Here is a 24,686-nt window from a genome sequence, read left to right on the forward strand (position 1 = left end):
TGTCTTCGTCTCCACCGCTCGTCGTCATGGTCCGCGCAGGCGGACCACCCACGCATGTTTCCGGCGCAACCGTGCCGGACGCGCTGCGGGGCCGATGACGGAATGCGTGGGTGGTCCGCCTGCGCGGACCATGACGTGTTTCGATCGGCACCGCGACCATTCAGCGGCACGCGCCGCCCTTATGTCTGACCCGGGAGCAAACCATCCATGATCCGCATCGGCGCCAACCCGATCTGCTGGTCCAACGACGATATGATCGAGATCGGCGGGAACATCCCGCTGGAGACCTGCCTGTCGGAGGCCAAGGCCATCGGAATCGAGGGCATGGAGCTCGGCAACAAGTTCCCGAAGACGGCGGAGGCCCTGAAGGGCAAGCTGGCCGAGTTCGGGCTCGTGTTCGTGTCCGGCTGGTACTCCACCTTTCTCCTGGAGCGTGACGCCGAAGCCGAGTTCGCGGCTGCTGCGGACGCCATCGCCCTTCGCAAGGGGGCGGGAGCGGAGGTGCTGATCGTCTGCGAGTGCACCCGTACCGTCCATGGCGTGAAGTCCGCGCCGCTCTCCACGCGGCCCGTCATGACAGAGGCGGAGTGGGCGGTGTTCCTGCCGCGCATGACGCGCTTCGCCGAGCTGGTCCGGGAGGCGGGGCTGCAGCTGGTCTATCACCACCACATGGGAACGGTGATCCAGACCGAGGCGGAGATCGACCGGTTCATGGCCGGTACCGGCCCGGCGGTGAAGCTGCTGCTCGATACCGGACATGCGACCTGGGGCGGTGCGGATCCCGTGCGGCTCGCCCGACTCTACCGCGACCGGATCGGCCATATCCACTGCAAGGACGTGCGCGAGGCCGTTCGGGCGGAGAGCGAGGCGGGCGACTGGTCGTTCCTCGACAGCGTGCTCGCCGGGGTCTACACGGTGCCCGGTGACGGACGCGTCGACTACGTCTCCGTGTTCAAAGAACTCCCTGATTATTCCGGCTGGGTGGTGATCGAGGCCGAGCAGGATCCGGAGAAGGCGAACCCGAAGCAGTATGTCACGCTGGGCTACGCCAACCTTGTCCGCTTCCTCGCCGAAGCGGGCCTCAAGCGCTGAAGGGCGGGACCCATGTCGAAGCTCCTCGTCAAGCCGTCCGGTGACCATGGCCCGATCGTGTCGGTGACGCCGGAGACCGCCGGCTGGACCTATGTGGGGTTCGAGCTGCAGCGGCTCGCGCCCTACGACCGTATCGCCGGCGACACCGGCACGCGCGAGGTCTGCCTGGTGCTGGTCGAAGGCAAGGCGCACATCTCGGCGGGCGGTGTCGACTTCGGCATCGTCGGCGAGCGGATGTCGCCCTTCGCCGGCAAGCCGCATTCGGTCTATGTGCCGGCCGGCTCGGACTGGAGCGTCCGGGCGGACACGGCGGCAACCGTGGCGATCTGCTCGGCGCCCGGGGTGCCCGGTGCGCGCCCGCCGCGGCTGATCGGCCCGGACCAGGTCTCACAGGAGGTACGCGGCAAGGGCTCCAACACGCGCCACGTCACCAACATCCTGCCTGAGGGAGAGCCGGCGGATTCGCTGCTTGTGGTGGAGGTAATCACCCCCGGCGGCAACACCTCCAGCTATCCGCCGCACCGGCACGACGAGGACGACCTGCCGCGCCAGTCGTTCCTGGAGGAAACCTACTATCACCGGCTGAACCCGCCGCAGGGCTTCGCCTTCCAGCGGGTCTACACGGACGACCGGTCGCTCGACGAAGCGATGGCGGTGGAGAACGGCGACGTGACGCTGGTGCCGAAGGGGTATCACCCCTGCGCCACCATCCACGGCTACGACCTCTACTACCTCAACGTCATGGCCGGTCCGGTGCGGACCTGGAAGTTCCACAACGCCCCGGAACACGAATGGCTGCTGAAGGCGTGAGCCAAGGTCAGTCCGGGGTTTCCAGGTCGAAGACGATCAGGCCGTCGATGCCGCCCTCGGCGGCTGAAACGAGGCGGGCGCCGACGCGGCCGTGCTCCTCGTCGGCGAGGTAGCGGTCGCGCCCCTCGGGGCTATCGAAAGTCACGACGAAGCCTTCCGTGAAGCCGCGGTCGAGGTTCTCGGGCGACACGTTCGGCCCGGCGGCAAAGGCGAGGAAGCCCGGGACGCGCGCCTTCAGCGCCGCCAGATCGGCGAAGATCTCGTCGCGCTCTTCGCGCGAGACGTCGCGGGCGAACTTCACGAGCACCACGTGTCGGATCATGCGGAAACCTCCTGCGGGACGGCGGACCGGGCAGCCGCGGCCTGCCGATTCAGCGTTACCTTTGGCAGCATCGCACGGCCGCGGATGTGATCGGCGGCTTTTTCCGCAATCATGATCGTCGGGGCGTTGGTGTTGGAGGAGTTGACGCGCGGCATCACCGAGCTGTCGCAGACGCGCAGGCCGGGCAGGCCGTGCACCGTCAGGTCCGGCGCGACCACGGCCATGGGGTCGACGCCCATCTTGCAGGTGCCGGCGGGGTGGTGGTCGGTCTTGGCGTTGGCGCAGCCGTAGTGGAAGAGATCCTCGTCGGTCATCCGATCCGGGCCGGGCAGCACCTCGCGCATCACGAAGGGCTCCAAGGCCTTCTGACGGACGATCTCGCGGGCGAGCTTCAGGCCTTCGATGGACATCCTGCGGTCGTACGGGTCCTCCCAGTAGTTGGGATCGATCAGCGGCATCGCCGCCGGATCGGCGGAGGCGAGGCGGACGGTTCCGCGCGAGCGTGGGCGCAGGAAGGCAGAGTTCAGCGTCACGCCGGGGTTGGACATCTTGGCAACGCCCGCCTCGATGCCGGAGCCCTGGCCGAGGTGGAACTGGATGTCCGGCGAGCGGGCGGTCTTGTCGGCGTACCAGAAGCCGCCGGTCTCGAAGAGGCTGGAAGCGGCCGGGCCACGCTTGAAGAGGAGGTACTGGAGCCCCGCCCAGGCGGTGCGGTGGAGCTTGGCGTAGTTGTCGTAGGTGTGGTCGCCGGTGCATTCGGCGATGACGAAGAGGTCCAGGTGGTCCTGCAGGTTGGAGCCGACGCCCGGCAGGTCGTGGACCGGCTCGATCCCGACCGAGCGCAGGTGGTCGGCCGGGCCGATGCCGGAGAGCATCAGGAGGCGCGGCGAGCCGATCGCGCCGGCCGTGACGATCACCTCGCGGTCCGCGCGCGCGACCAGCTTCTGACCCGAGCCCTCCAGCGCATATTCGACGCCAACGGCCCTGCCCTTCTCCACCACGACCCGCAGCACGTTGGCGCCGGAGGCGACCGTCAGGTTCTTCCGGTCGCGGATGGGGTTGAGGTAGGCGACCGAGGCAGAGGAGCGGCGGCCGTTCTTCTGGGTGAGCTGGTAGGGGCCGATGCCGTCCTGGACGGCGCCGTTGAAGTCGTGGTTGTAGGGGATGCCGAGCTCCTGCGCCGCGCGGAAGAAGGCATCGCAGATCGGCAGCATGGCGAGCGGGTTGGAGACGCCGAGCGGCCCGCCGTAGGCGTGGTAGTCGTTGACGAAGGACTGGTTGTCCTCGGCGCGCTTGAAGTAGGGCAGCACCTCCTCGTAGGACCAGCCGGAGCAGCCGTGCTCGCCCGCCCACTCGTCGTAATCCGCCCGGTTTCCGCGGGTGTAGAGCTGGGCGTTGATCGACGACCCGCCGCCGATCACCTTGGCCTGGGTGTACCAGAGCACGCGGTCCTGCATATGGCGCTGGGGTACCGTCGACCAGCCCCACGAGGCGATGCCCTTGGTCATCTTGGCGAAGCCCGCCGGCATGTGGAACAGGAAGTGCCGGTCGAGGCCGCCGGCCTCCAGGAGGAGCACGGAGACGGTGGGATCCTCCGACAGGCGGTTGGCCAGCACGCAGCCCGCCGGGCCGCCGCCCGCGATGATGTAGTCGACCATGGCATTCACCTCTTGCGGTCCCGGCCGGGACCCATTCCTCAACGTGTCAAAGCCGCGGCAGCGAAAGTCCGCCGCCGACGTCGACGATCTGGCCCTGGCTGAAGGCGAGGTCGCCGCGCGCCAGCATCACCACCGCCCGCGCCACGTCGGCCGGCTCGCCCCAGCGGCGCTGCGGGACGAGGCCGCCGTCGATCAGCCTGTCGTATTTCTCCGCCACGCCGGCGGTCATGTCGGTGCGGATGATGCCGGGCCGGACTTCGTAGACGCCGATGCCGGTGTCGGCGAGGCGGAGCGCCAGCGTGCGGACGAACATGGAGAGCCCGGCCTTGGAGATGCAGTAGTCGGCCCGTTCGGGGCTGGCGGCCTCCGCGCTCACCGAGGAGATCGTGACGATCGAGCGCAGATGCTCGGACGGCGTCTCCAGCATGCGGCGAACCACCGCCTGGGTGAGGAACAACGTGCCCTTCAGGTTCACGTCCATCACCGCGTCGAAGTTCTCCGGCGTGAGGTCGAGCAGGTCGCCGCGGACGACGGCGCCGCGGCCGGCGTTGTTGACGAGGCAATCGATGCGGCCGAGCGCCCGCTCGATGCCTTTGAGCGCCTCCGCGTGGCCGGCGACGTCGGCGACGTCGAGCACCTCGGCATGGGCGTAGGCGCCGTGCTTCTCGACGGCGGCGACCGCCTCGGCCATCGCCTCGTCGGCGACGAGGTCGGCGATGGCGATGTCGAAGCCGGCAGCGGCGAGCTGTTCGGCGACGGCCCGGCCGATGCCGCGGCGGCCGCCGGTGACGAGGGCGACGGGCCGGCTCATGCTAGGCCTCCGGCGGCTGCGAATTCGGTCTTCAGCACGTGGTCGGCCGCCCGGAGCGCCTGGGCAGCGACGGTGAGCGCCGGGTTTACCGCGGCGGAGGTGGGCAGCACACTGGCATCCACCACGAAGAGGTTCGGGTGCTCGAAGGCGCGGCTGAAGACGTCGAGCGGCGCCTCCGCCGGGTCGCGGCCGATACGGACCGTGCCGCACTGGTGCGACGGCGTGCGGCGGTCGAAGCCCTTGGCAAGCACGATCGGAAAGCCCGCCGCCCGGCAGCGCTCGCGCATGACGGACACCAGCCGGGCATGCGCCTTCATGTTGGACCGCTTCCAGTTCAGGCGGATGCGCGGGCCGTCGAGCGTCACTCGGCTTTCCGGGTCGGGCAGGTCCTCGCTCATGAGGTACCAGTCCACCGCGTGGTCCGCGAAGGGCTTCAGCGCGAACTCCGGCAGGCGCGGCAGGTTGGCCTTGAGGATGGGCGCGGTGACGCGGCCGAGCAGTTGGACGTTGCCGAGCGGCGGGCCGCCGGCGCCGTCGGTGAAGTAGAAGTCATTGATGCCGAGCGTCTTCTGGTAGACGGAGGTGTTCCGCCAGCGCGGGTCGATGGCCAGCATGGCCGACGAGTTGTGGTTCATGAAATTGCGCCCGACCTGGTCGGAGCGGTTGGCAAGTCCGGTCGGGTGCGCCTCGTCGGCGGAGGCGAGCAGCAGGGCGGCCGACTGCACGGCGCCGGCGGCAAGTACGACCAGCTTGGGCGTCAAGCGGTGCACCTCCCCGCCCTTCTCGTACTCGACGGCCGTGATTTGGCCACCCGCCCCGGCGACCAGCCGGGTCACCCGCGCGCCGGTGACGAGGCTGATGTCCGGGTCCTTCAGCGCCGCCTTGAGGCCGCAGGTCTCCGCGTCGGACTTGCCGAAGTCGGTGTTCGGATAGGCGTCCCACGGCGTCGAGGCCCGCTTCAGCCAGCGTTCGATGTCGACGCCGAGCGGAAGCGAGAAGGGCCGCAGGCCCGCTCGGGCCATGCGCTCGCGGACGATGGCGATCGCCGGTTCGTCCGGCACCGGCGGGTGGGGATAGGGCGCGGAATGCGGCGGCTCGGTCGGGTCGTCTCCGGCCTTGCCGCGGACTTCGTAGAGCCGTTCGGCGGCGGTGTAGAAGGGTTCGAATTCCTCGTAGCTCACCGGCCAGGCGGGCGAGACGCCCTCCATGTGCTCGAGAACGTCGAAGTCCTCGCGCCGATAGCGGATCAGCACCGCGCCGTAGAACTTGGTATTGCCGCCGACATTGGCGTAGTTGCCGGGATTGAACGGCACGCCGGCCGCGTCCACCCACATCTCCTTCGGGCGGAAATGGCCGCGCTGGAAGATGGCGCGCGGGTCGCGGTTCTCCGGCAGGTCCGCCAGCCGCTCGCCGCGCTCCAGGATGGTCACCCGCGCGCCGTGCCCGGCGATCCCGGCGGCGAATGTGGCGCCGCCCATGCCGGAGCCGATGATGACGATGTCGGGGGAACCAGTCATATTGGAACGTTCCAAATCTTACGCCTTGGAGTGCCCGGCGTCTGCCGCCGGGCCTCGACGAACCATTGTCAGGCGACGCGAGCCTGGGTCGCCGGATCGAAGAACACCGCCTTGTCCATGTTGAAGGCGAAGTCGACCCGCTCGCCGGGGCGGACGCGGGCGTCGGAGCGCATGCGCGCGATCACTTCGCGGGCGCCAAGGCGCGTCACCACGAAGGTGTCGGATCCCGCGGGCTCCACGACGTCGACGTGGCAGCCGGCGTGGACCACCGTGCGCGCGGTGCGGTCGGCGCCGTCGGTGTCGGTGATCGCCTCAGGGCGGATGCCGAGCAGAATCTCGCGGCCGTCGTGGCGGGCGAGCGACGCAGCGCCACGGCCGGCTTCCAGGAGAAGATCCGGCTCGTTGTCGCGCTTTAGGGCCACCGCCACCGCGCTGCCGTTGGCCGTCACGCGGGCGGGGACGAGGTTCATCGCCGGCGAGCCCATGAAGTCGGCGACGAAGACGTTGACCGGGTCGTTGTAGATCTCCGCCGGGGTGCCGAACTGCTGCAGCACGCCATCCTTCAGCACGGCGATCTGGGTGGCGAGCGTCATCGCCTCGATCTGGTCGTGCGTCACGTAGACGATGGTGGTGCCCATCTTCTGGTGCAGCCGCTTGATCTCGGTGCGCATATCGACGCGCAGCTTGGCGTCGAGGTTGGAGAGCGGCTCGTCGAACAGGAAGACCTGCGGGTCGCGCACCAGGGCGCGGCCCATGGCGACGCGCTGGCGCTGGCCACCGGAGAGCTGGCTCGGCTTGCGGTTGAGGAGGTGACCGATCTGCAGCATGTCGGCGACGCGGGCCACCGCCTTGTCGCGTTCGGCCTTGTCGACACCGCGCATCTCCAGGCCGAAGGCGATGTTCCCGCCCACCGTCATGTTCGGATAGAGCGCGTAGGACTGGAACACCATGGCGATGTCGCGCTGGGACGGCGGCAGCTCGTTGACCCGCTTGCCCTTGATGCGGATCTCGCCCTCGCTGATCGTATCGAGGCCGGCGATCATGGACAGCAGCGTGGACTTGCCGCAGCCGGACGGGCCGACGAGCACCAGGAAGCCGCCCTCCTCGACCTGGAGGTTGATGCCCTTCAGCACCTCCACCGGGCCGAAACGCTTGATGAGGCTGTCGATCTCGAGGAATGCCATTGGTTTCAGCCCTTAACTGCGCCCGCCATCAGGCCGCGCACGAAGTAGCGTCCGGAGACGATGTAGACGACGAGGGTGGGGAGCGCGGCCATGATCGCGCCGGCGAAGTGGACGTTGTATTCCTTCACGCCGGTGGACGAGGACACCAGGTTGTTGAGCGCCACCGTCATCGGCATGGAGTCGAAGTCGCCGAACGAGGCACCGAAGAGGAAGTCGTTCCAGACGTTGGTGAACTGCCAGATGACGGTGACCACGATGATCGGGCCGGACGACGGCAGCAGGATGCGGAAGAAGATCTGCCAGAAGCTCGCCCCGTCGATCTGCGCGGCCTTCACCAATTCGGTCGGGAAGGCCTCGTAGTAGTTGCGGAAGAAGAGCGTGGTAAAGCCGATGCCGTAGACCACGTGCACCATCACGAGCCCCGGCGTGGAGCCGGCGAGGCCGACGAGGCCGAGGATGCGGGCCATCGGGATCAGGACGATCTGGAACGGAATGAAGCAGGCGAGCAGCATCATGCCGAAGACGATGTCGTGGCCGGGGAAGCGCCACTTGGTGAGCACGTAGCCGTTGATCGCCCCGAAGACGGTTGAGAGCGCCACGGCCGGCACCACCATCAGGATGGAGTTGATGAAGTAGGGCGAGAGGCCGGTTGGCGAGACGCCGATCTGCGCGGAGTTCCAGGCGGTCAGCCAGGGCTCGACGGTGAAGAGCTTGGGCAGTGCAAGCATCGCCCCACCGCGGATCTCGTCCAGCGGTTTGAACGAGTTCACCACCATCACGTAGAACGGCAAGAGGTAGTAGACGGCGAAGACGATCAGCAGCGCGTAGATCAGCGCCCGCGTCACCCGGCCCGTGCGGACCGCCGTATCGGGAGAGCTAACGGCCATTGGACTGCCCTCCTTTCACTTCCGCGTAGATGTAGGGGACGATCACAGAGGCGATCATCACCAGCATGATGACCGCCGAGGAGGCGCCGATGCCCATCTGGTTGCGGGTGAAGGTGTAGGAATACATGAAAGTGGCGGGCAGCTCGGTCGCCCGTCCCGGGCCGCCGTTGGTGAGCGCCACGACGAGGTCGTAGGACTTGATGGCGAGGTGCGCCAGCACCACGAAGGCGCTGAGGAACGCCGGCTTCAGGAGCGGGATCACGATGCGGCGGTAGAGCTGAAAATTGGAGGCGCCGTCGATCTGCGCCGCCTTCAGTATCTCGTTGTCGATGCCGCGCAGGCCGGCGAGGAACATCGCCATCACGAAGCCGGAGGACTGCCAGACGGCGGCGATGACGACCGTGTAGATCGCCATGTCGTTGTTCTTGATCCAGTCGAAGGTGAAGGTCTCGAAGCCCCAGGAGCGGACGATCGTTTCCACGCCGATGCCGGGATCCAGGAACCACTTCCAGGCGGTGCCCGTGACGATGAAGGAGAGCGCCATCGGGTAGAGGTAGATCGGCCGGAGCAGGCCCTCGCCGCGGATCTTCTGGTCGAGCAGGATCGCGAGGCCGAGCCCGACAATCGTGCAGATCACGATGTAGAGGCCGCCGAAGATGGCGAGGTTCGACAGCGCGGTCCACCAGTTCGGCGCGGCGAACAGCTTCTCGTAGTTCTGCAGGCCGACAAAAGTGAAGTTCGGCAGGATCTTCGAGTTGGTGAAGGAGAGATAGAAGGTGAAGAGGATGAAGCCGTAGACGAACAGCAGCACGGCCGCGAAGCTCGGCGCCAGGACGAGCCTCGGCAGCCAGCCCTGGAGCCGCTCGCGCGCGGTGGCCGTCGTCACGATCGGCACGGTTTCGGTCTGCGTGATCGACACGGGTCTATCCTCGCGGGAGATGTCAGGGGGATCCCCGGCGGACGAGCCGCCGGGGACAGATCGAGATGCGGACGGTGAAAGCCCCGGGGGCACCCGGCAACGCACCGGGAGTCCGCGGTGGTCCGGCATGGCGGGCGAGCGCCGTAACGCCGCCCGCCAAGACCGCACCCGTCACTGCGCGGCGGCGACCGCTTCCACCAGCTGCTTGGTGGCGGCCGCCGGATCGACCTGGCCGTTGAAGGCCGCGGTGACCACGTCGTAGACGGCCTGCTTGACGGCAGCCGGGGCGGCGTGGCCGTGGGCCATGGAGCCGAACAGCTTGCCGGAGGCGGAGGCCTCGGCGAGGTCCTTCATGCCTTTCTTGCCGCAGTCGTCGAAGTCGGTGTCGGGCACGTCGGTGCGTGCCGGGACCGAGCCCTTGACCACGTTGAAGGCCGACTGGAAGCCCGGCTCCGCGATGGCGGCGGCGAGCTTGACCTGGGCGGCCTGCTTGTCTTCACCGACCGAGAACATGGCGAACTGGTCGGAGTTGAAGGTGACCGTTCCCTGGGTGCCCGGGAAGCGGAAGCAGCTGAAGTCGACGCCCGGCTTCTGGCCGGCCTTCAGGAACTCGCCCTTGGCCCAGTCGCCCATGAACTGAACGCCGGCCTTGCCCTCGATGACCATCGCGGAGGCGAGGTTCCAGTCGCGGCCGGAGAAGTTGTCGTCCACATAGGTGCGCAGCTGCGCCATCCGCTCGAAGGCGGTCTTCATGGTGTCCGAGCCGAGGGCCTCGGGGTCGAGGTCCACCAGCGCCTTCTTGTAGAAGTCCGGTCCGCCGGTGGACATCACGACGGCGTCGAAGATGGTCGCGTCCTGCCAGGGCTGGCCGCCGTGGGCGACGGCGACCTTGCCGGCGGCCTTGATCTTGTCGAGCGCGGCGATCAGCTCGTCCCAGCTGGTGGGTTCGGCGATGCCGAGTTCGTCGAAGATCTTCTTGTTGGCCCACACCCAGTTGGTGGAGTGGACGTTGACGGGCGCGGCGACCCACTTGCCGTCATACTTGGAGAACTTCTGCAGCGCCTCGGGGACGACCTTGTCCCAGCCTTCCTTGGCCGCGAGGTCGTTGAGATCGGCGAGCGCACCCTGCTCGGCCCAGTCGGTGATGTCGAAGCCGAGCATCTGCACGGCCGTCGGCGGGTTGCCGGAGGTGACGCGGGCGCGCAGAACGGTCATGGCCTGCTCGCCACCACCGCCGGCAACCGGCATGTCCTGCCAGGCGACGCCTTCCTTCTCCAGGTTGCCCTTGAGCACGTTGAGCGCCGCGGCTTCACCGCCGGACGTCCACCAGTGCAGAACCTCCACCTGCTCCGCAGCCATTACGGATCCGGTGAGCGCGACCGAGAACACGGTCCCCATCAGAAGCTTATACATATGTTCTTCTCCTCCCATGCCCCATTGTATAGGGCTTCGGCCATATGGCCTGTGCTACCTGTAACGTTGCAGGTGACCGCCTGTCAACGAACCAGGATCTCTCATCCGACCGGTTGCATGGCCGCCCTCAACCGTTGCGTCGCGTCGGGCTGCTCCACCGCCTGAAGCGTCGCCGGGTCCTCGCCTGCGATCGCGCGCAGCAGCAGAGCCGCCAGTTCGCGGCCGGCGAGGCGGATGTCCTCGCCGATCCGCCCGACGGCCGGCATCTGCATGCCGAGGATCGGCAGCGTCTGCTTGGCAACGATGTGGTAGTCGCGCCCGATCACCAGTCCCTCGGCCTGGAAGGCGGAGACGATGGCGGCGGCCGACACGTCGCCCGGCAGCACGAAACCGTCCGGGCGGTCCGGCCCGAGGGCGATCCGACGGGCCTCGGCGACGATCGCATCCACGGGGGTGTCGAGGTCGATGCCGGCGAGAATTTCTCCGGAGACGCCGTATGCTTCGACCGCCGCGCGGAAGCCGTCCACCGTGTGACGGTGAAAGGTGAGCGCGGGGGACGGCTCCAGCAGCGCCAGGCGTCGGGCGCCCGCCGTTACGAGCCGCTCCACGGCCATCCGGGCGAAGGCCTCGTTGTCGTAATCGTAGAAGGCGTGCGGCTCCGGCAGCGCCGAGCGTCCGTGAGTGACGAAGGGAAAGCCGTGCCGCTGGAGATAGGCGATCCGTTCGTCGTCGGGGCTGGTGCGGGTGAAGATCACGCCGTCGGCGGACTTGGTCTCCACGAGGTAGCGGATCGGGGCCATGGTGTCGCGATCGAGGAAATGCGGCGTGACCACCAGGTGGTAGCTGGAGCCGCGCAGCACCTCGGAGATGCCGTAGATCAGCTCCAGGCCGAAGGAGATCAGCTCCTCATGGGGCGAGAGCACCAGGCTGATGACATTGGTGCGGCCTGTGCGCAGGCGCACGCCGGCCCGGTTCGGGCGATAGCCGATCTCGTTGGCGATGCGGCGGACGCGCGCCTTGGTGGCCTCGCCGATGTCGGGTGCGTCTTTGAGCGCCTTCGACACTGTGGTGACGCCGAGACCTGCGATGGTCGCGATCGTGCGCAGGGTGGCGGACCCGGGCGGGTGCGCGACGGCGGCGTCGTCGGTCGGCATCGGCTCCTCCGTCATCGGGTTTCCTCTCTCGTTCACGATCGGTCGCGCTCAGTCTACGGTGGCCGGGGTGGCCCACCAGCCGGTACGCGGGCCGGCGTGGAACTGGATCGTTTTCGTCTCGGTGTAGTCCTCCACGGCCGCCTTGCCGAGCTCGCGGCCGAGGCCGCTCTGCTTGGCGCCCCCGAAGGGAAGTTCCGGATATCCGTCCATGAATGTGTTGACCCACACCGTACCGGTCCGGGCGGCGCGTGCAAGGTTCATGCAGGTGTCGATGTCGCGGCTCCAGACGCCGGCCGAGAGGCCGTAATCGGTGCCGTTGAGCAGCTGCGCCGCCTCCTCCGCCGTCCGGAAGGAGAGCACGGAGAGCACCGGCCCGAAGATCTCGTCGCGGGCGACCGGCATCTCGGGCTTCACGCCGGCGATCACGGTCGGGCCCATGTACTGGCCGGCTGAGGCTCCGATGCCGCGTCCGTCGGCAAAGAGGCGCGCGCCGGCGGCTTCGGCCGAGGCGACGGCGGCATGGATCTGGCGGAGATGGTCCGGCGTGATGATCGCGCCGACCTTGGTGCGGGGATCGAGGGGATCGCCCACGACAACGTTGCGGGCGCGCACCTCGAAGGCCGCCAGGAACTCGGCCTCGAGACCCTCCTGGAGAATGACGCGAGAGCCGGCGTTGCAGCATTCACCGGCGTTGAAGAAGGCACCGAAGACGGCCGCGTCCACGGCGGCTTCCAGGTCGGCGTCGCGGAAGACCACCTGGGCGTTCTTGCCGCCGAGCTCAATCGCGACCTTCTTCAAGGTCGGCGCGGCGGCCTGCATGGTCGCCTGGCCGACGCGGGTGGATCCGGTGAAGGAGACCATGTCGACGCCGGGATGGGCGGTCATGTGGGCGCCGACGTCCGGGCCGGTGCCGAGCAGGATGTTGACGGCGCCGTTCGGCAGGCCGGCTTCCATCAGGATCTCGCCGAGCACCACCGTGGAGGCGGAGGTCATCTCCGACGGCTTCACCACGGCCGTGCAGCCGGCGGCAAGCGCGAAGGGCAGCTTCTGCGCGATGATCAGGAAGGGGAAGTTCCAGGGCGTGATGAGCGCGACCACGCCGATCGGCTCGCGCAGGACGACGCCCAGCATGTCGTCGCCGAGATTGGCGTAGCTCTCGCCGTGCAGCGTGCGGCAGAGGGCTGCGGCGTAGCGCCAGATGTCGGCGGCGCCGGCGATCTCGCCCAAGGCCTGGGAGATCGGCTTGCCCGACTCGATCACGTCGAGGCGCGCGATCTCCTCGCGCCGACGGTCGATGATGTCGGCGGCCCTGAGCAGCACAGCGGACCGCTCGGCGGCTTTCAGGCGCGGCCAGGGGCCCGTGTCGAAGGCACGGCGGGCGGCGGCGACGGCACGGTCCACGTCGACGCGCGTGCCGAAGGCGTAGCGGCTCACCTCCACCCCGTGGCCCGGCGAGACGCGCGACCCTTCGCGCCCCTCCGCACCGTCGACGAAGGCGCCGTCGATCAGCATGCGGTAGCGCGTCGGGCCGGCGGCGGCCTCGGCAAGCGCGGCGGGGTTGATGGCGAGCGTCATGTCAGCGGTCCTTGAATGCGGCGGGGCGTTTCTCGCGGAAGCTCGCGACGCCCTCCTTGAGGTCTTCCGTGGTGGCGACGAGCGCGCCGGCGATCGCCTCCATGGCGGCGTCGCGCTCCTCGCCCTCGGCGGCGTTGATCAGCGCCTTGGCGACCTGGACGGCGACCGGTCCGCGCGCGGCGATGCCGTCGGCGAGGGCGAGCGAGCGGGCAAGGCCCTCGCCAGTTGCGACCACCTCGTCGAGGATGCCGGCAGCGAGCGCTTCCTCGGCGTTGTACATCCGGCCGGCCAGCGACATGCGCTTGACGGCGCGGCTGCCGAAGCGGCGGACGAGACGCTGGGTGCCGGACCAGCCCGGTACCATGCCGAGACCGCTCTCGGGCAGGCCGACGCGCACGTGTGCCTCGGCAATGATCAGATCGGCGGTCGCGGCGAGTTCCAGACCGCCGCCGAAGGCGTGGCCGTTGAGGACCGCCACCAGCGGCTGGCGCAGCCGGGCGAGCCGGTCGAACACGCGGTGGCCGTTGCGCACCCAATCGCGGCCGAAGCCGATGGGGTCCATCCCGGCCCAGGCGTTGATGTCGCCGCCGGCGGAGAAGGCCTTCTGCCCGCTGCCGGTGATCACCGCTGCGCGCACCGTGCGGTTCGCCTCGGTCGCGTCGATCCAGGCCTCGATCTCCTCGATCAGGGGCTGGTCGAGCGCGTTCAGCTTCTCCGGCCGGTCGATGGTGAGGATGGCGACGTGGCCGACGATCTCGGCCTTGAGGCGCGACGGGGTCATGCGGCGCCTCCGAGGTCGAGGCCGATCGGCTCCGGCCGGAACAGCCGCTCCGGCATGACCTTGAGGTCCTTCGCCACGATCAGCGGCACGTCGGACTGGGCGAGCACGTCGCGCTCCAGGTCGATGCCGGGGGCGATCTCGGTGACGACGATGCCGTCCGCGGTCAGCGTCATCACGCAGCGCTCGGTGACGTAGGTGATGTCCTGGCCCTGCGCGACCGCGCGGCGGCCGGAGAAGGAGACGTGCTCCACCTCGGGCACCAGCTTCTTCACCTTGCCTTCCCTATCGATCCGCACCGCGCCGTTCTCCACGGCGAGCTTCGCGCCGGCATTGAAGTAGCCGGAGAAGACGATCTTCTTCGCCCGCGCCGTGATGTCGACGAAGCCGCCGGCGCCGGCCGTCACGTGCGGGCGGACGGAGAGCTTGGAGACGTTCACCGAGCCGAAGCGGTCGATCTGGAGGAAGGAGAGCAGCGAGCAGTCGAAGCCGCCGGCCTGGAAGTAGGTGAAGTTGTAGGGGCTCGGAACGATCGCCTCGGCATTGGAGGCGCAGCCGAACTGGAAGTCGAGAAGCGGCACGCCGCCCACGGCGCCCTGCTCGATCACCCAGGTGACGTCGCCGTGCCGGCCCTCCTCAAGGAGGATGCGCGGCACGTTGGCGGAGATGCCGAAGCCGATGTTGACGGCCCACCCGGCCTTCATCTCCATCGCCACCCGTCGGGCGATCACCTTGCCGATGTCGAAGGCGGGGATCTCGAAGCTTTCCAGCGGGCGGAAGATCTCGCCGGAGATGGCGGGCTCGTAGACAGTCTGGGTGGTTTGCATCTGGTCCGGGGCGACCACCACATGGTCGACAAGGATGCCGGGAACGTAGACCTGCTGCGGCTTCATGGTGCCGGATTTCGCCACCCGCTTGACCTGCGCGATGACGATGCCGCCGTTGTTGTGCGCGGCCATCGCCTGGTCGAGCGGTCCGAGGAAGGCGCCCTCGTGCTCGTAGGTGAGGTTGCCGCGCTCGTCCGCCGTGGTGGCGCGGATGATCGCGACGTTGGGCGTGATGGCGCGGAAGTAGAGCCATTCGTCGCCGTCGAAAGTCTGCCGCGAGACGATCGGGCGGGCGGCGGCGCGGGCGTTCATGGCGCAGCCCTCGCGCGCCGGGTCGACGAAGGTGTCGAGGCCTACCTTGGTGAGCACGCCGGGGCGCTTGGCCGCCGCCTCGCGGTGCATGTCAAACAGGATGCCGGAGGGGATGTTGTAGGCGGCGATGCTGTTGTCGCCGATCATCCGCCAGATGGCTGGCGGCTCTGCCGACGACGGTCCGGAGGGATAGGAGCCGGCCAGCACGGTGGAAAGCAGGCCTTCCCGAGCGATGTGGTCAATGCCCTTGATGCCCCACATGTCGCCGGCCGCGATCGGATGCAGCGTGGTGAGGTTGCGCGGGTGCCCCTCGGCCTCGAAGCGACGGCCAATGGCGGCGAGCACCGCGTCCGGACAGCCGAGTCCGGAGGACGAGGAGACCGTGACGACGGCATCGTCGGGGATGAGGGCGGCCGCCTGGTCGGCGGTGATGATCTTCGACATCGGGCTTCTTCGCGTCTCTTCAGTCTTTGGTCTCGTCGGCCGGCGTTTTCGCCTATCCGAGCTTCACGGTCCTGCCGGTGCGTGCGGCCTCCAGCACCGCCAGCCCGAAGGCCAGCGAGCGGATACCGTCGTCGGCGGTGGCAGCCGGCTGGCCCTCGCCGCGCACCGCCGCGTGGAAGGCGCGGAGCGCGCGGACGTAGAGGTTCTCGCGGTCGACCTCCAGCTCCCGCTCACCGTCGGCATTGCGGAGGACCACCGAGCCGATCGGCTTCTGGGTCATGCAGTCCCGCGCGATCAGCGAGCCTTCCGTGCCGTGCACCTCGAGGCCGGTTCCGGCGAACTTCGCGGTGAAGGCGTCGTGGGTCTGGGCGATCAGGCCGGAGGCGAAACGCACGGTGGTCATCACCGCGTCCTCCAGCCCCTCGCTCGCCATGCCGGACGACTGGACCAGGGCGGCGACCTCGACCGGCTCGTCGTCGAGGTCGAAGCGCAGCGTGTCGGCGTCATGGACGGCGATGTCGAGCACGACGCCGCCGCCGGCACGCGGGTTGGTGATCCGCCAACCCTGCAGGTGCGGGGGCAGGTAAACGGCGTGGAACACTCGCGCCGCCAGCGGCCGGCCGATGAGGCCGTCCTTGATCGCCTGGCGGATGGCACGGTGGGTGCCGGCGTTGCGCAGGTGGTGGTTGGTCGCCATCACGACCCCCGCAGCGGCGCAGGCATCGCGCATGGCGATCGCATCGTCGAGCGTGAGGGCGAGCGGCTTCTCGGCCAGCACGTGCTTGCCGGCCCGGGCGGCGGCGATGGTCTGGTCGCGATGAAGCTCGTTGGTGGTGGAGATGTAGACCGCGTCCACCTCGGAGTCGGCAAGCAAGGCATCAAGGCTGTCGAAGGCACGCGGAATCCCGTTCTCCGCCGCATAGGCCTTGGCGCGGTCGGCGCTCGACGACATCACGGAAACGACCTCGCCGCCCGCGTCGCGGATTGCGCCGATCACCCACTCCCGGGCGATGGTGGAGGCACCGATCAGGCCCCATCGGATGTTGGTCATGGCTTTCCTCCTTCGGCCGCGCCGCAGCTTTCGCGGATGATCAGGGAGACGTCGCCGACGTGGTCCTCCGCCCGCGTGTCGCCATGGATCATGCGCAGAACGGTGTGGGCGGCACGCTCGCCGAGGCCTTGGCTGTCGACGCCGACCGTGGTGAGCGGCGGGCTGGTGAAGCGGGCCTCGCGCACGTCGTCGAAGCCGATCAGGCCGAAGTCGACGCCGGCCCGCAGGCGGCGCTCGGCGAGACCGTCCATCACGCCGAAGGCGACCACGTCGTTGAAGCAGAGCGCGGCAGTGGCGCCGGTGGCGATCAGGCGGGCGACGGCCATGTGGCCGGTCTCGCGGTTCGGCGCCCCTTCGACGACCAGCGACGGGTCGGCGGCGATGCCGGCGCTCTCCAGCGCGGAGAGATAGCCGCCACAGCGCTCGTTCTGGGCGATCATGTCGGCGTAGCCGCCGACGAAGGCGATCTTCCGGTGGCCGAGGCGGATCAGGTGCTCGGTGGCGCGGCGGGCGCCGCGGACGTTGTTGGGCGCGACGCTCGGCAGGCGGGTGCCGGCGAGCTTGCGCATGGCGGTCACCACGGGCATGCCGGCCTTTGCCAGACTGGCGAGGTCCTCGCCGCGGGTGCCCCGGGCCGGGCAGACGATCAGCCCGGCGATGTCGTGCTCGCGCATCGACTTCAGCACCTCGGCCTGGCGCGCCGGGTTCTCCTGGGTGTTCGCCATCAGGGGAATGAAGCCGGCGGCCTGGAAGACGCGCTCGATCCCGACGGCGAGCTCGGCGAAGAAGGGGTTGGCGAGATCGTTGATGACCATGCCGACGATGTTGGTCCTGGCGCGCCGGAGGTTGGCGGCGCCACGGTTGTAGACATAGCCGAGCGCATCGATCGCCGCGGAGACCTTCTCCCGCGTCTCCGCCTTCACCAGCGGACTGCCCTGCAGAACCAACGAGACGGTGGACTTCGACACGCCGGCGTGGCGGGCGATGTCGACCATCGTTACCCTTCCCGCCGCCAAGATGTCGCCGTCGATGCTCACGCCGTCCGCCCGCCTGTTTTGGAACGTTCCAGTTCAATAGGCGCGATCACCCGGTCCGTCAATCCCCTGCAAATCCCCGAACGGCGTTGATGCGGCGCAGCAATCAGCCGGAGGAGCCGCGATCGACGGTCAAATGCGGTTGACAAGTTTGGAACGTTCCAATTATTGAGACCGGAAAAGGGAGCGTCTCATGCCGGTCGAACTCCGACTTCCCACCGCGGTGCGCAGCCTGGAACGGTTCGTCGTGCCGGAGCCTCGCGGCTTCGGTCCTGTTGATCCGGCGCGCTTCAACCGTGTCGCCTACGCAGCCGCCCATGTGGTCGCGGACCCGCTGGCAACCGGCAACCCGTGGTCGGACGTCGCTGTCGACTGGGACGCGACGCTTGCCTATCGGCGGCACCTGTGGAGCCTCGGCTTCCGGATCGCGGAGGCGATGGATACCTCGCAGCGAGGCATGGGTTTTGCCTGGGTGAACGCGCAGGAGCTGATCCGGCGCTCGATCGCCGAGGCCCGGACGATCCCGGGCGCAGATCTCGCGTCGGGCGTCGGCACCGACCACCTCCCCGCCGATGCACCGCTCACCCTCGACGACGTGATCTCCGCCTACGAGACGCAGCTCGCCTTTGTGGAAGGCCTCGGCGGCCGCGCCATCCTGATGGCGAGCCGGGCGCTGGCGCGCACCGCCCGCGGCGCCGATGACTACATCCGCGTCTACGACCGGATCCTGTCGCAGGCCTCGGGCAAGGTCGTGCTGCACTGGCTGGGAGACATGTTCGACCCGGCCCTTTCGGGCTACTGGGGCGGCACCGATTTCGAGACGATGCTGCCGACGGTGCTTGCGATCATCGAGGCCAATCGGGACAAGGTGGAGGGCATCAAGATCTCGCTGCTCGACGCGGCCTACGAAGTCGAGCTACGGCGCCGGCTGCCGGAGGGCGTCTTGATGTACACAGGCGACGACTTCAACTACGCGGACCTGATCGCCGGCGACGGCGAGCGGCACAGCCATGCCCTGCTCGGCATCTTCGACGCGGTCGCACCGGCGGCAGCGGCGGCGCTGACCCGGCTCGGCGATGGCGACGAGGCCGGTTTCCGGGCGATCATCGAGCCCACCGTGCCGCTGTCGCGCAAGATCTTTGAAGCGCCGACCCAGTACTACAAGGCCGGCGTCGTCTTTCTCGCCTGGCTGAACGGGCACCAGGACCATTTCCGGATGGTCGGCGGCCTGGAATCGAGCCGCTCGATCCTGCACTACGCCGAGGTGTTCAGGCTGGCCGCGGCCGCCGGCCTGCTTGCCGATCCGGAGCGTGCATCCCATCGGATGCGGCTGCTGCTCGGTGTCTCGGGTATCGCGGGATAAATGCGCGTTAATCCGTGCATATATGTGATCTGCAGTTCGTCCGGACCAACATATTATAAATAAATACGCATTAGGGTTTGCCCTCACAACCGGCAGCAGTCCGTCCTGAGGGAAACGTCTCCATGGCATCACGCGATCCTTCCGTCACCCGGCCGATCGGCCTGAAGATCGGGGCCGGCGTCGCCGGCCTTGCGGCGGTGGCCGCCCTGGTGGGAGCGGTGGGCTGGACCGGCCTTTCGGGGATGGGCCGTGCTGTTGAGCAGACCGGCCTTTCCGCCAAGATCCTGTCCGACGTCAACGGCGCGAGCGCTTCGGTCAACGCCTTCCTGGAGAACCGCCGACCGGAGGTGGCCGAAGGAGCCAAGACCGCGATCGCCAAGGTGGTGACCGACGTCGGGGGGCTAGCGGCGACCGGGGATCCCAAGATCGCGGAGGCGAGCGAGAGCGTCCTGCGCTTCGGCACGGCCGTCGACACGCTGGCGGTCAAGACGGTGGAGAGCGACGCCGCCCTCGCCGCGGCGCTCACGGCCCTGGCGGATCTGCGCGCGATCGGGGAGCGCGTTCAGTCCGACAGCTTCGCCAAGGCGGACAGTTTCGCAGCCGAGGCCGACAAGGTTTCGCGCACGCTGTCGGAGGCGCGCGTGATCGCCGGCCAAGTCGGGCAGGTCCAGATCGCGGGCCTGCGCACCGCCGCCGCGCTGAAATCCCATGCGCTCACCGGTGAGGACCGCTTCATCAAGGCGGCCGGGGCCAGCGTCGGCGGCATGGTTCCCCTGGTCAAGAAGGTCTCGTCCGGCCAGGTGACCGAAGCCGCCAAGCCGCACATGGAGACCCTGGCGGCGGAGACGAAGACGCTGGTTTCGCTCGCCGGAAAGCTGCGTGCGGCCGATGCGGCCACCGTGCCGGCCCTGCGCGACCAGACCATTGCGGCCGTCGACAAGGCGATGGCGGCCGCCGACGAGATCGGCCGGCTGCAGGCGACCGCGGCGGAGAAGATGGCCTACGAGGAGCGCGCCAAGAATGCCAAGCGCGCCGAGGCGATCACCACCAGCAAGCTCGGCGCGACCTTCAGCGCCCGGATCGCCGCGCTGGCGGCGGACACCTTCCTCTACCGGCTGGAGGGATCGGACGAGGCGGAGAACCGCATCGACGATCTCGTCTCCGAGCTCAAGGCGTCGGTCGGCGACATCGTCAAGGCCGGCTTCCCGGAGGCCGCCGACAAGGTTGCGGCCTTCGCTGCCGCGTTCGACGACCTGGCGGTCGCCTCCACCGGCTTCGCCAAGGCCCGCACCGACGCGCGCAGCGCGGCGATGAGCGCCACCGGCGCCATCCGCGGGGTGGTCGAGACGCTTGCCGGCTCGGCGGCGGAAACCCGCCAGACCGCGACGCTCGCCATGGCGGCCGCCGTGGTGGTGGCGCTGTTGCTCGCCGCAGGGATCGCGATCGGTCTCGATCGCGCCATCGCCCGACCGATCCGCGGCATCACCGGCGCGATGCGCCGGCTGGCCGACGGCGACACGGAAATCGCGCTTGCTGAAACCCGGCGCCGGGACGAGATCGGCGGCATGGTCGAGGCGGTCCGCGTGTTCCGCGACAACGCGGTGGAGCGGGTCGCGCTCGCCGCGGCTTCCGAGCGGGAGAACCACCAGCGCGCCGCGCGGCAGGAAAGGATCGAAGCCCTGATCTCCGGGTTCCGGACGGAGATGGCGGGCCTGCTTGAAGCGGTGGGCGGCAACGCCGATCGGATGGAGCGGACCGCCAACGGGCTCGCCGAGACGGCCGCGCAGGCGGCCGGCCGCGCCCGGACGGCAACCGACGCATCCGGCGCGGCAGCCGGATCGGTGCAGACGGTGGCGTCCGCGGCCGAGGAGCTTTCGGCGTCGATCCAGGAGATCGCACGGCAGGTCAGCGGCGCCATGCAGGTGGTGTCGGCGGCCACCGGCAACGCGCGCGCCACCAACGCCACGATCGGCGAACTCGCCAATGGCGCATCGCGGATCGGGCAGGTCGTGTCGCTGATCCGCGCGATCGCCGAACAGACCAACCTTCTCGCCCTCAATGCCACGATCGAGGCGGCACGGGCGGGCGAGTCCGGCCGCGGCTTCGCAGTGGTCGCCGGCGAGGTGAAGAGCCTCGCCAACCAGACTGCCAAGGCGACCGACGAAATCGCCCAGCAGGTCGCCGAGATCCAGCGGTCCACCCAGGCCGCGGTGGACGCGATCCAGGTGATCGTCGCCAACATGACCGACGTGGACAGCTACACCTCCACCATCGCCGCGGCTGTGGAGGAGCAGGGCGCTGCCACATCGGAGATCTCGCGCAACGTGCTGCAGGCCGCGGGCGGAACCGAAACGGTTGCGGAGGCGATGGACGTGCTCGGCGAGGCCGTCGGGGCGACCAGCCGGTCGGCCGCCGACGTGCTCGACGTATCGCGCGACGTCAACGGCAAGGCTGGCGATCTTCGCGCCGCCGTCGACCGTTTTCTGCATCAGGTCGCAGCGGCCTGATCAATCGGCGGCGCCGCCGACGTCAGATCCATGGAAATCAAGAAGGCCCGCCGGGGGGCGCCGGCGGGCCTTCTTTTCTTTTGTCAACGCTGCACCGAAAAACAATGGCGGCGATCGGCTGGGCCATCGACCTCAATAGACTGTAACGCATCATCAATTTGCCGCCACGGTGACTGCCGAACTTCAGCCCCGCCCAAAGCGGCGTCCATGCGATCAAAACGGATGGGGACAAGCGCCTATTCCCTCGTGCGTTATTTTTTTGTAACACCAGGAATGCGATTCGCCCCAATTCGGCACAGTCAGGTCACCGAGCCTAAATGCGGGGAGACATCTGGCCGTCGTTGCGTTAACCTGAACGCAATTGATGTACGGATTATTTTATCATGACGACCCATTTCAAGACACATGGCTACCAGCCCGCGGGCAATAGTCCCGATAGTGGCCTCCATCGTCTCCTTCCGGCGAACGCGATCGTCTATGCCGTCGGCGACGTGCACGGATGCCTGCGCGAGCTGATCGAACTGGAGCGCCGGATTGTTGCCGATGCGGCGAGCCATGCCGGTCCCCGCTATATCGTTATGCTGGGCGACTACGTGGATCACGGCCCGGATTCGGCCGGCGTGATCGACCATCTGCTGACCGAGCCCCCGGCCGGTTTCAAGCGCATCTGCCTGAAGGGCAACCACGAGGCCTTCTTCGAGAACTACCTGCAGTCGCCGTCCAGCAACGCGTCGTGGCTGCAGATCGGCGGGCTGGAGACCCTCGCATCCTACGGTGTCGAACAGCTCGGCAAGCCAGGCCGTTCCGACCGCAAGCGGATCGCAGACGATGCGCGCCATGCCGTGCCGCGGGAGCACCGCGAGTTCCTGGCCGGCCTGCCGCTGACGGCACGCATCGGATCCGTGTTGTTCGTGCACGCGGGCCTCAAGCCCGGCGTGCCGCTGGAGCGCCAGTCGCCCACCGACCTCCTGCTGATCCGCCATGAGTTCCTGGAGAGCGACCACGACTTCGGTATGCTCGTGGTGCACGGCCACACGGCGCGCCTCAGCCCGGAGGTGCGCCGGCATCGGATCGGCATCGACACCGGCGCCCACCGCACCGGCTGCCTCACCGCCTTGAAGGTGCACCCGGGCGGCCTGCACATCCTCTCCACCGTGGATGCGCGGCCCGTGTCCATTCCGCGTGAAGCGGTCCAGCGCGGTCCCGGTTCGATGAGCGCGCTGCCGGAGTGGGTGGAGCTCGCGCTTCCCGCCTCCGGACACAAGCACATCACCCCCGGCGCCGTCACGGCGGCGCGACGCATCCTGCCGCGCGCCATGGCCTCGGCCGTCGCGGCCGTGTCGCTCGCCGCCATTGCGCTCGGTGCCGAGCCGCTGATCCGCTCCAGCTGGTCCAGCTGGTTCCCGGACGCCACGACGCCGCCGGTGCAGACCGCCAGTGCCGATCCGCAGGATGTGACCGGCGCGCTGCCGCCGTCCGCGGAGCCGCGAACCACCGTCACGGCGCTTGGTTCCGAAAAGCCGGCGCTTCCGCCGCGCGCCGACGACGTGGCCGAAGCGGATATCGTCGACGTCGCCGCGCCGATCGAAGACCCGGTCGACCGCCGGCCGATCCTTGCGGCGGACGAGGCGATCCTGCCGGAGGAACCGGTCACCCCGGCGCCGCGTCCGGAGGAGATCCGGACCGCCGCTGCGCCGACCGAGATCCTCGAACCCGTTCCCGTTGGGCCGACGGCGGCCGTGGCTGTGGAGACGCCGCCACCTGCAGAGGTCGCCGCTCCGGCGATCGTTCCGCGCGCTCCGTCTCAGGCCGCCAAACCGGCCGAGCCGATCGTCACCGCGGCGATCGAACCGGAGACCACTACACCTGCGAAGATCGCGAGCCCGTCGACGGCGCCGCTGTCTGTGCGCTCGGTCACCGTTCCCGGCGCCGGCGCGACCCAGACGTCGGCGAGCAACCGTCCCGCCAGCGTGCCGATGAAGGCGCCGACGCCCGATGCCGCCACCGCGCTTGCGCCGACGGCCATCGTCATGCCCGAGCCGACACGGACGACGACGCCGGACGCCGCGCCCGCGCGGCCGGTCGAGGTCGCGGCGATCGATCCGGACATCGCCAGCGATGCCACCGCCCCCCTTGTGGGCGAGTCGGAAGCCGCGCCGAGCTTCACGACGCTGACGCCGCCGCTGCCGACGCCGCGTCCGCGCATCGCAACGCTGCCGACGGTGACGACGCCCGAGGCGACCACACCGCGCAAGCCCGCCAAGCCTGCCCAGCAGACCACCCGCAAGCCAGCGACCACCGAGACGGCCGCTCGCAAGCCCGCAACCCAGCCGCAGGCCCGGGTCGCGGCGGTGGAACCTGCTCCGCAAGCCCAGGCGCCGGCCGTGCGTCGCCAGCAGAAGGCGGCGCCGGTGCTGATGAAGGTTTGCGAGAAGAAGCTCTTCTGGGAGAGCTGCGAGTACATGATGGTCGAGGCCGACCAGCTGCAGCCGATTGAGCGGCCCCGGGTGGCCCGGTCCGAGAACCGCAGGGACAACAGCGATCGCGGATCGTCGGACACGGACAACCGGAACTCCTCGGTCGACAACAGCACGACGGGTGGAAACACAGGTAACACCCCCGGCGGCTCGGATGGTACGGGCGGGACCGGCGGCTCAGGTGGGACCGATGGAACCGGTGGCACGGGCGGGACTGGTGGCACGGGCGGAACCGGTGGCACGGGTGGAACCGGTGGCACGGGCGGAACCGGTGGCACGGGTGGAACCGGTGGCACGGGCGGAACCGGTGGCACAGGCGGAACCGGCGGCACGGGTGGGACCGACGGCGGTGCCGGGTCCGGCTCGGGCGGCTCCGGTTCCGGTGGGTCCAGCAGCGGCGGGTCCAGTTCCGGTGGGTCCAGCAGCGGCGGGTCCAGTTCTGGCGGGTCTGACTCCGGCGGCGGGTCTGACTCCGGCGGCGGCGGCGGTTCCGGCGGCGGCGGCGGTTCAGACGGCGGCGGCGGGGAAACCTGACAGGCGTCGAGTTGAAC

19 protein-coding genes are annotated in these 24,686 nt (G+C 68.9%); 5 read left to right on the forward strand and 14 right to left on the reverse strand.

Annotated elements, in window-relative coordinates:
• The first annotated feature begins 207 nt into the window (after nt 1-207).
• On the forward strand, nt 208-1,092 hold the full coding sequence (gene iolE, locus HZ321_RS17935) for a myo-inosose-2 dehydratase (protein WP_181703776.1): 885 nt from the start codon (nt 208-210) through the stop codon (nt 1,090-1,092).
• 12 nt (nt 1,093-1,104) lie between these two features.
• Entirely contained in the window at nt 1,105-1,902 is a 798-nt protein-coding gene (gene iolB, locus HZ321_RS17940) for a 5-deoxy-glucuronate isomerase (protein ID WP_181703777.1), read from the forward strand.
• A 7-nt stretch (nt 1,903-1,909) separates the two neighbouring features.
• Here the strand turns inward: iolB and HZ321_RS17945 are convergent, their stop codons facing one another.
• From HZ321_RS17945 to HZ321_RS18010, 14 genes are all read right to left on the reverse strand, one after another.
• On the reverse strand, nt 1,910-2,224 hold the full coding sequence (locus HZ321_RS17945; RefSeq protein WP_181703778.1) for a Dabb family protein: 315 nt from the start codon (nt 2,222-2,224) through the stop codon (nt 1,910-1,912).
• Nucleotides 2,221-3,882, reverse strand: coding sequence for a GMC family oxidoreductase (locus tag HZ321_RS17950; RefSeq protein WP_181703779.1), 1,662 nt, complete (start codon nt 3,880-3,882; stop codon nt 2,221-2,223). Before HZ321_RS17950 ends, HZ321_RS17945 begins: the two co-directional genes overlap by 4 nt.
• 46 nt (nt 3,883-3,928) lie before the next feature.
• Nucleotides 3,929-4,693 (reverse strand): 3-ketoacyl-ACP reductase, encoded by a 765-nt coding sequence (locus HZ321_RS17955; RefSeq protein WP_181703780.1) that lies wholly within the window; start codon nt 4,691-4,693, stop codon nt 3,929-3,931.
• Nucleotides 4,690-6,210 carry a GMC oxidoreductase gene (locus HZ321_RS17960; RefSeq protein WP_181703781.1) on the reverse strand — a complete coding sequence of 507 codons (1,521 nt, stop codon included), beginning with the start codon at nt 6,208-6,210 and terminating at the stop codon, nt 4,690-4,692. The genes HZ321_RS17955 and HZ321_RS17960 overlap by 4 nt, the downstream gene beginning before the upstream one ends.
• 68 nt (nt 6,211-6,278) lie before the next feature.
• Nucleotides 6,279-7,394 (reverse strand): ABC transporter ATP-binding protein, encoded by a 1,116-nt coding sequence (locus HZ321_RS17965; RefSeq protein WP_181703782.1) that lies wholly within the window; start codon nt 7,392-7,394, stop codon nt 6,279-6,281.
• Nucleotides 7,395-7,399: 5 nt separating this feature from the next.
• A complete protein-coding gene (locus tag HZ321_RS17970) occupies nt 7,400-8,281 on the reverse strand; it encodes a carbohydrate ABC transporter permease (protein WP_181703783.1) in 882 nt (293 codons plus the stop codon).
• Entirely contained in the window at nt 8,271-9,200 is a 930-nt protein-coding gene (locus HZ321_RS17975) for a carbohydrate ABC transporter permease (RefSeq protein WP_342343874.1), read from the reverse strand. Before HZ321_RS17975 ends, HZ321_RS17970 begins: the two co-directional genes overlap by 11 nt.
• 171 nt (nt 9,201-9,371) lie before the next feature.
• Nucleotides 9,372-10,613 carry an ABC transporter substrate-binding protein gene (locus HZ321_RS17980; protein WP_181703785.1) on the reverse strand — a complete coding sequence of 414 codons (1,242 nt, stop codon included), beginning with the start codon at nt 10,611-10,613 and terminating at the stop codon, nt 9,372-9,374.
• Nucleotides 10,614-10,714: 101 nt separating this feature from the next.
• Nucleotides 10,715-11,782 carry a LacI family transcriptional regulator gene (locus HZ321_RS17985; RefSeq protein ID WP_181703786.1) on the reverse strand — a complete coding sequence of 356 codons (1,068 nt, stop codon included), beginning with the start codon at nt 11,780-11,782 and terminating at the stop codon, nt 10,715-10,717.
• A gap of 33 nt (nt 11,783-11,815) precedes the next feature.
• Nucleotides 11,816-13,342 (reverse strand): aldehyde dehydrogenase family protein, encoded by a 1,527-nt coding sequence (locus tag HZ321_RS17990; RefSeq protein WP_181703787.1) that lies wholly within the window; start codon nt 13,340-13,342, stop codon nt 11,816-11,818.
• Between the two features lies 1 nt (nt 13,343).
• A complete protein-coding gene (locus HZ321_RS17995) occupies nt 13,344-14,123 on the reverse strand; it encodes an enoyl-CoA hydratase/isomerase family protein (RefSeq protein WP_181703788.1) in 780 nt (259 codons plus the stop codon).
• On the reverse strand, nt 14,120-15,703 hold the full coding sequence (locus tag HZ321_RS18000) for an acyl CoA:acetate/3-ketoacid CoA transferase (RefSeq protein ID WP_181703789.1): 1,584 nt from the start codon (nt 15,701-15,703) through the stop codon (nt 14,120-14,122). The genes HZ321_RS17995 and HZ321_RS18000 overlap by 4 nt, the downstream gene beginning before the upstream one ends.
• Before the next feature lie 52 nt (nt 15,704-15,755).
• Complete coding sequence (locus HZ321_RS18005) at nt 15,756-16,754, reverse strand: Gfo/Idh/MocA family protein (RefSeq protein ID WP_181703790.1); 999 nt, start codon at nt 16,752-16,754, stop codon at nt 15,756-15,758.
• Entirely contained in the window at nt 16,751-17,770 is a 1,020-nt protein-coding gene (locus HZ321_RS18010) for a LacI family DNA-binding transcriptional regulator (protein ID WP_425305418.1), read from the reverse strand. Before HZ321_RS18010 ends, HZ321_RS18005 begins: the two co-directional genes overlap by 4 nt.
• Before the next feature lie 211 nt (nt 17,771-17,981).
• Here HZ321_RS18010 and HZ321_RS18015 point away from each other — a divergent pair, with 211 nt between their 5' ends.
• The 3 genes from HZ321_RS18015 (at nt 17,982) to HZ321_RS18025 (ending at nt 24,669) form a co-directional block, all read left to right on the forward strand.
• Nucleotides 17,982-19,151, forward strand: coding sequence for a dihydrodipicolinate synthase family protein (locus HZ321_RS18015; protein ID WP_181703791.1), 1,170 nt, complete (start codon nt 17,982-17,984; stop codon nt 19,149-19,151).
• A gap of 122 nt (nt 19,152-19,273) precedes the next feature.
• Nucleotides 19,274-21,658: a methyl-accepting chemotaxis protein gene (locus tag HZ321_RS18020; protein WP_181703792.1), complete on the forward strand. Its 2,385-nt coding sequence runs from the start codon at nt 19,274-19,276 to the stop codon at nt 21,656-21,658.
• 383 nt (nt 21,659-22,041) lie between these two features.
• Complete coding sequence (locus HZ321_RS18025; protein ID WP_181703793.1) at nt 22,042-24,669, forward strand: metallophosphoesterase family protein; 2,628 nt, start codon at nt 22,042-22,044, stop codon at nt 24,667-24,669.
• The last annotated feature ends 17 nt before the right edge of the window (nt 24,670-24,686 follow it).

This window comes from Chthonobacter albigriseus (genome assembly GCF_013839445.1).
Lineage (GTDB): Bacteria > Pseudomonadota > Alphaproteobacteria > Rhizobiales > Pleomorphomonadaceae > Chthonobacter > Chthonobacter albigriseus.

Bases quoted from the DNA above. Each gene is read 5' to 3' on its own strand.
- iolB (WP_181703777.1), top strand. From the start codon at position 1,105: ATGTCGAAGCTCCTCGTCAAGCCGTCCGGTGACCATGGCCCGATCGTG.
- HZ321_RS17945 (WP_181703778.1), bottom strand. From the start codon at position 2,224: ATGATCCGACACGTGGTGCTCGTGAAGTTCGCCCGCGACGTCTCGCGC.
- HZ321_RS17955 (WP_181703780.1), bottom strand. From the start codon at position 4,693: ATGAGCCGGCCCGTCGCCCTCGTCACCGGCGGCCGCCGCGGCATCGGC.
- HZ321_RS17960 (WP_181703781.1), bottom strand. From the start codon at position 6,210: ATGACTGGTTCCCCCGACATCGTCATCATCGGCTCCGGCATGGGCGGC.
- HZ321_RS18015 (WP_181703791.1), top strand. From the start codon at position 17,982: ATGCCGGTCGAACTCCGACTTCCCACCGCGGTGCGCAGCCTGGAACGG.
- HZ321_RS18005 (WP_181703790.1), bottom strand. From the start codon at position 16,754: ATGACCAACATCCGATGGGGCCTGATCGGTGCCTCCACCATCGCCCGG.
- HZ321_RS17980 (WP_181703785.1), bottom strand. From the start codon at position 10,613: ATGTATAAGCTTCTGATGGGGACCGTGTTCTCGGTCGCGCTCACCGGA.
- HZ321_RS18000 (WP_181703789.1), bottom strand. From the start codon at position 15,703: ATGTCGAAGATCATCACCGCCGACCAGGCGGCCGCCCTCATCCCCGAC.
- HZ321_RS17990 (WP_181703787.1), bottom strand. From the start codon at position 13,342: ATGACGCTCGCCATCAACCCCGCCGCGCTTGCCGAGGCCGCCGCCGGC.
- HZ321_RS17985 (WP_181703786.1), bottom strand. From the start codon at position 11,782: ATGACGGAGGAGCCGATGCCGACCGACGACGCCGCCGTCGCGCACCCG.
- HZ321_RS17950 (WP_181703779.1), bottom strand. From the start codon at position 3,882: ATGGTCGACTACATCATCGCGGGCGGCGGCCCGGCGGGCTGCGTGCTG.
- HZ321_RS17965 (WP_181703782.1), bottom strand. From the start codon at position 7,394: ATGGCATTCCTCGAGATCGACAGCCTCATCAAGCGTTTCGGCCCGGTG.
- HZ321_RS17970 (WP_181703783.1), bottom strand. From the start codon at position 8,281: ATGGCCGTTAGCTCTCCCGATACGGCGGTCCGCACGGGCCGGGTGACG.
- HZ321_RS18020 (WP_181703792.1), top strand. From the start codon at position 19,274: ATGGCATCACGCGATCCTTCCGTCACCCGGCCGATCGGCCTGAAGATC.
- HZ321_RS18025 (WP_181703793.1), top strand. From the start codon at position 22,042: ATGACGACCCATTTCAAGACACATGGCTACCAGCCCGCGGGCAATAGT.
- HZ321_RS17995 (WP_181703788.1), bottom strand. From the start codon at position 14,123: ATGACCCCGTCGCGCCTCAAGGCCGAGATCGTCGGCCACGTCGCCATC.
- iolE (WP_181703776.1), top strand. From the start codon at position 208: ATGATCCGCATCGGCGCCAACCCGATCTGCTGGTCCAACGACGATATG.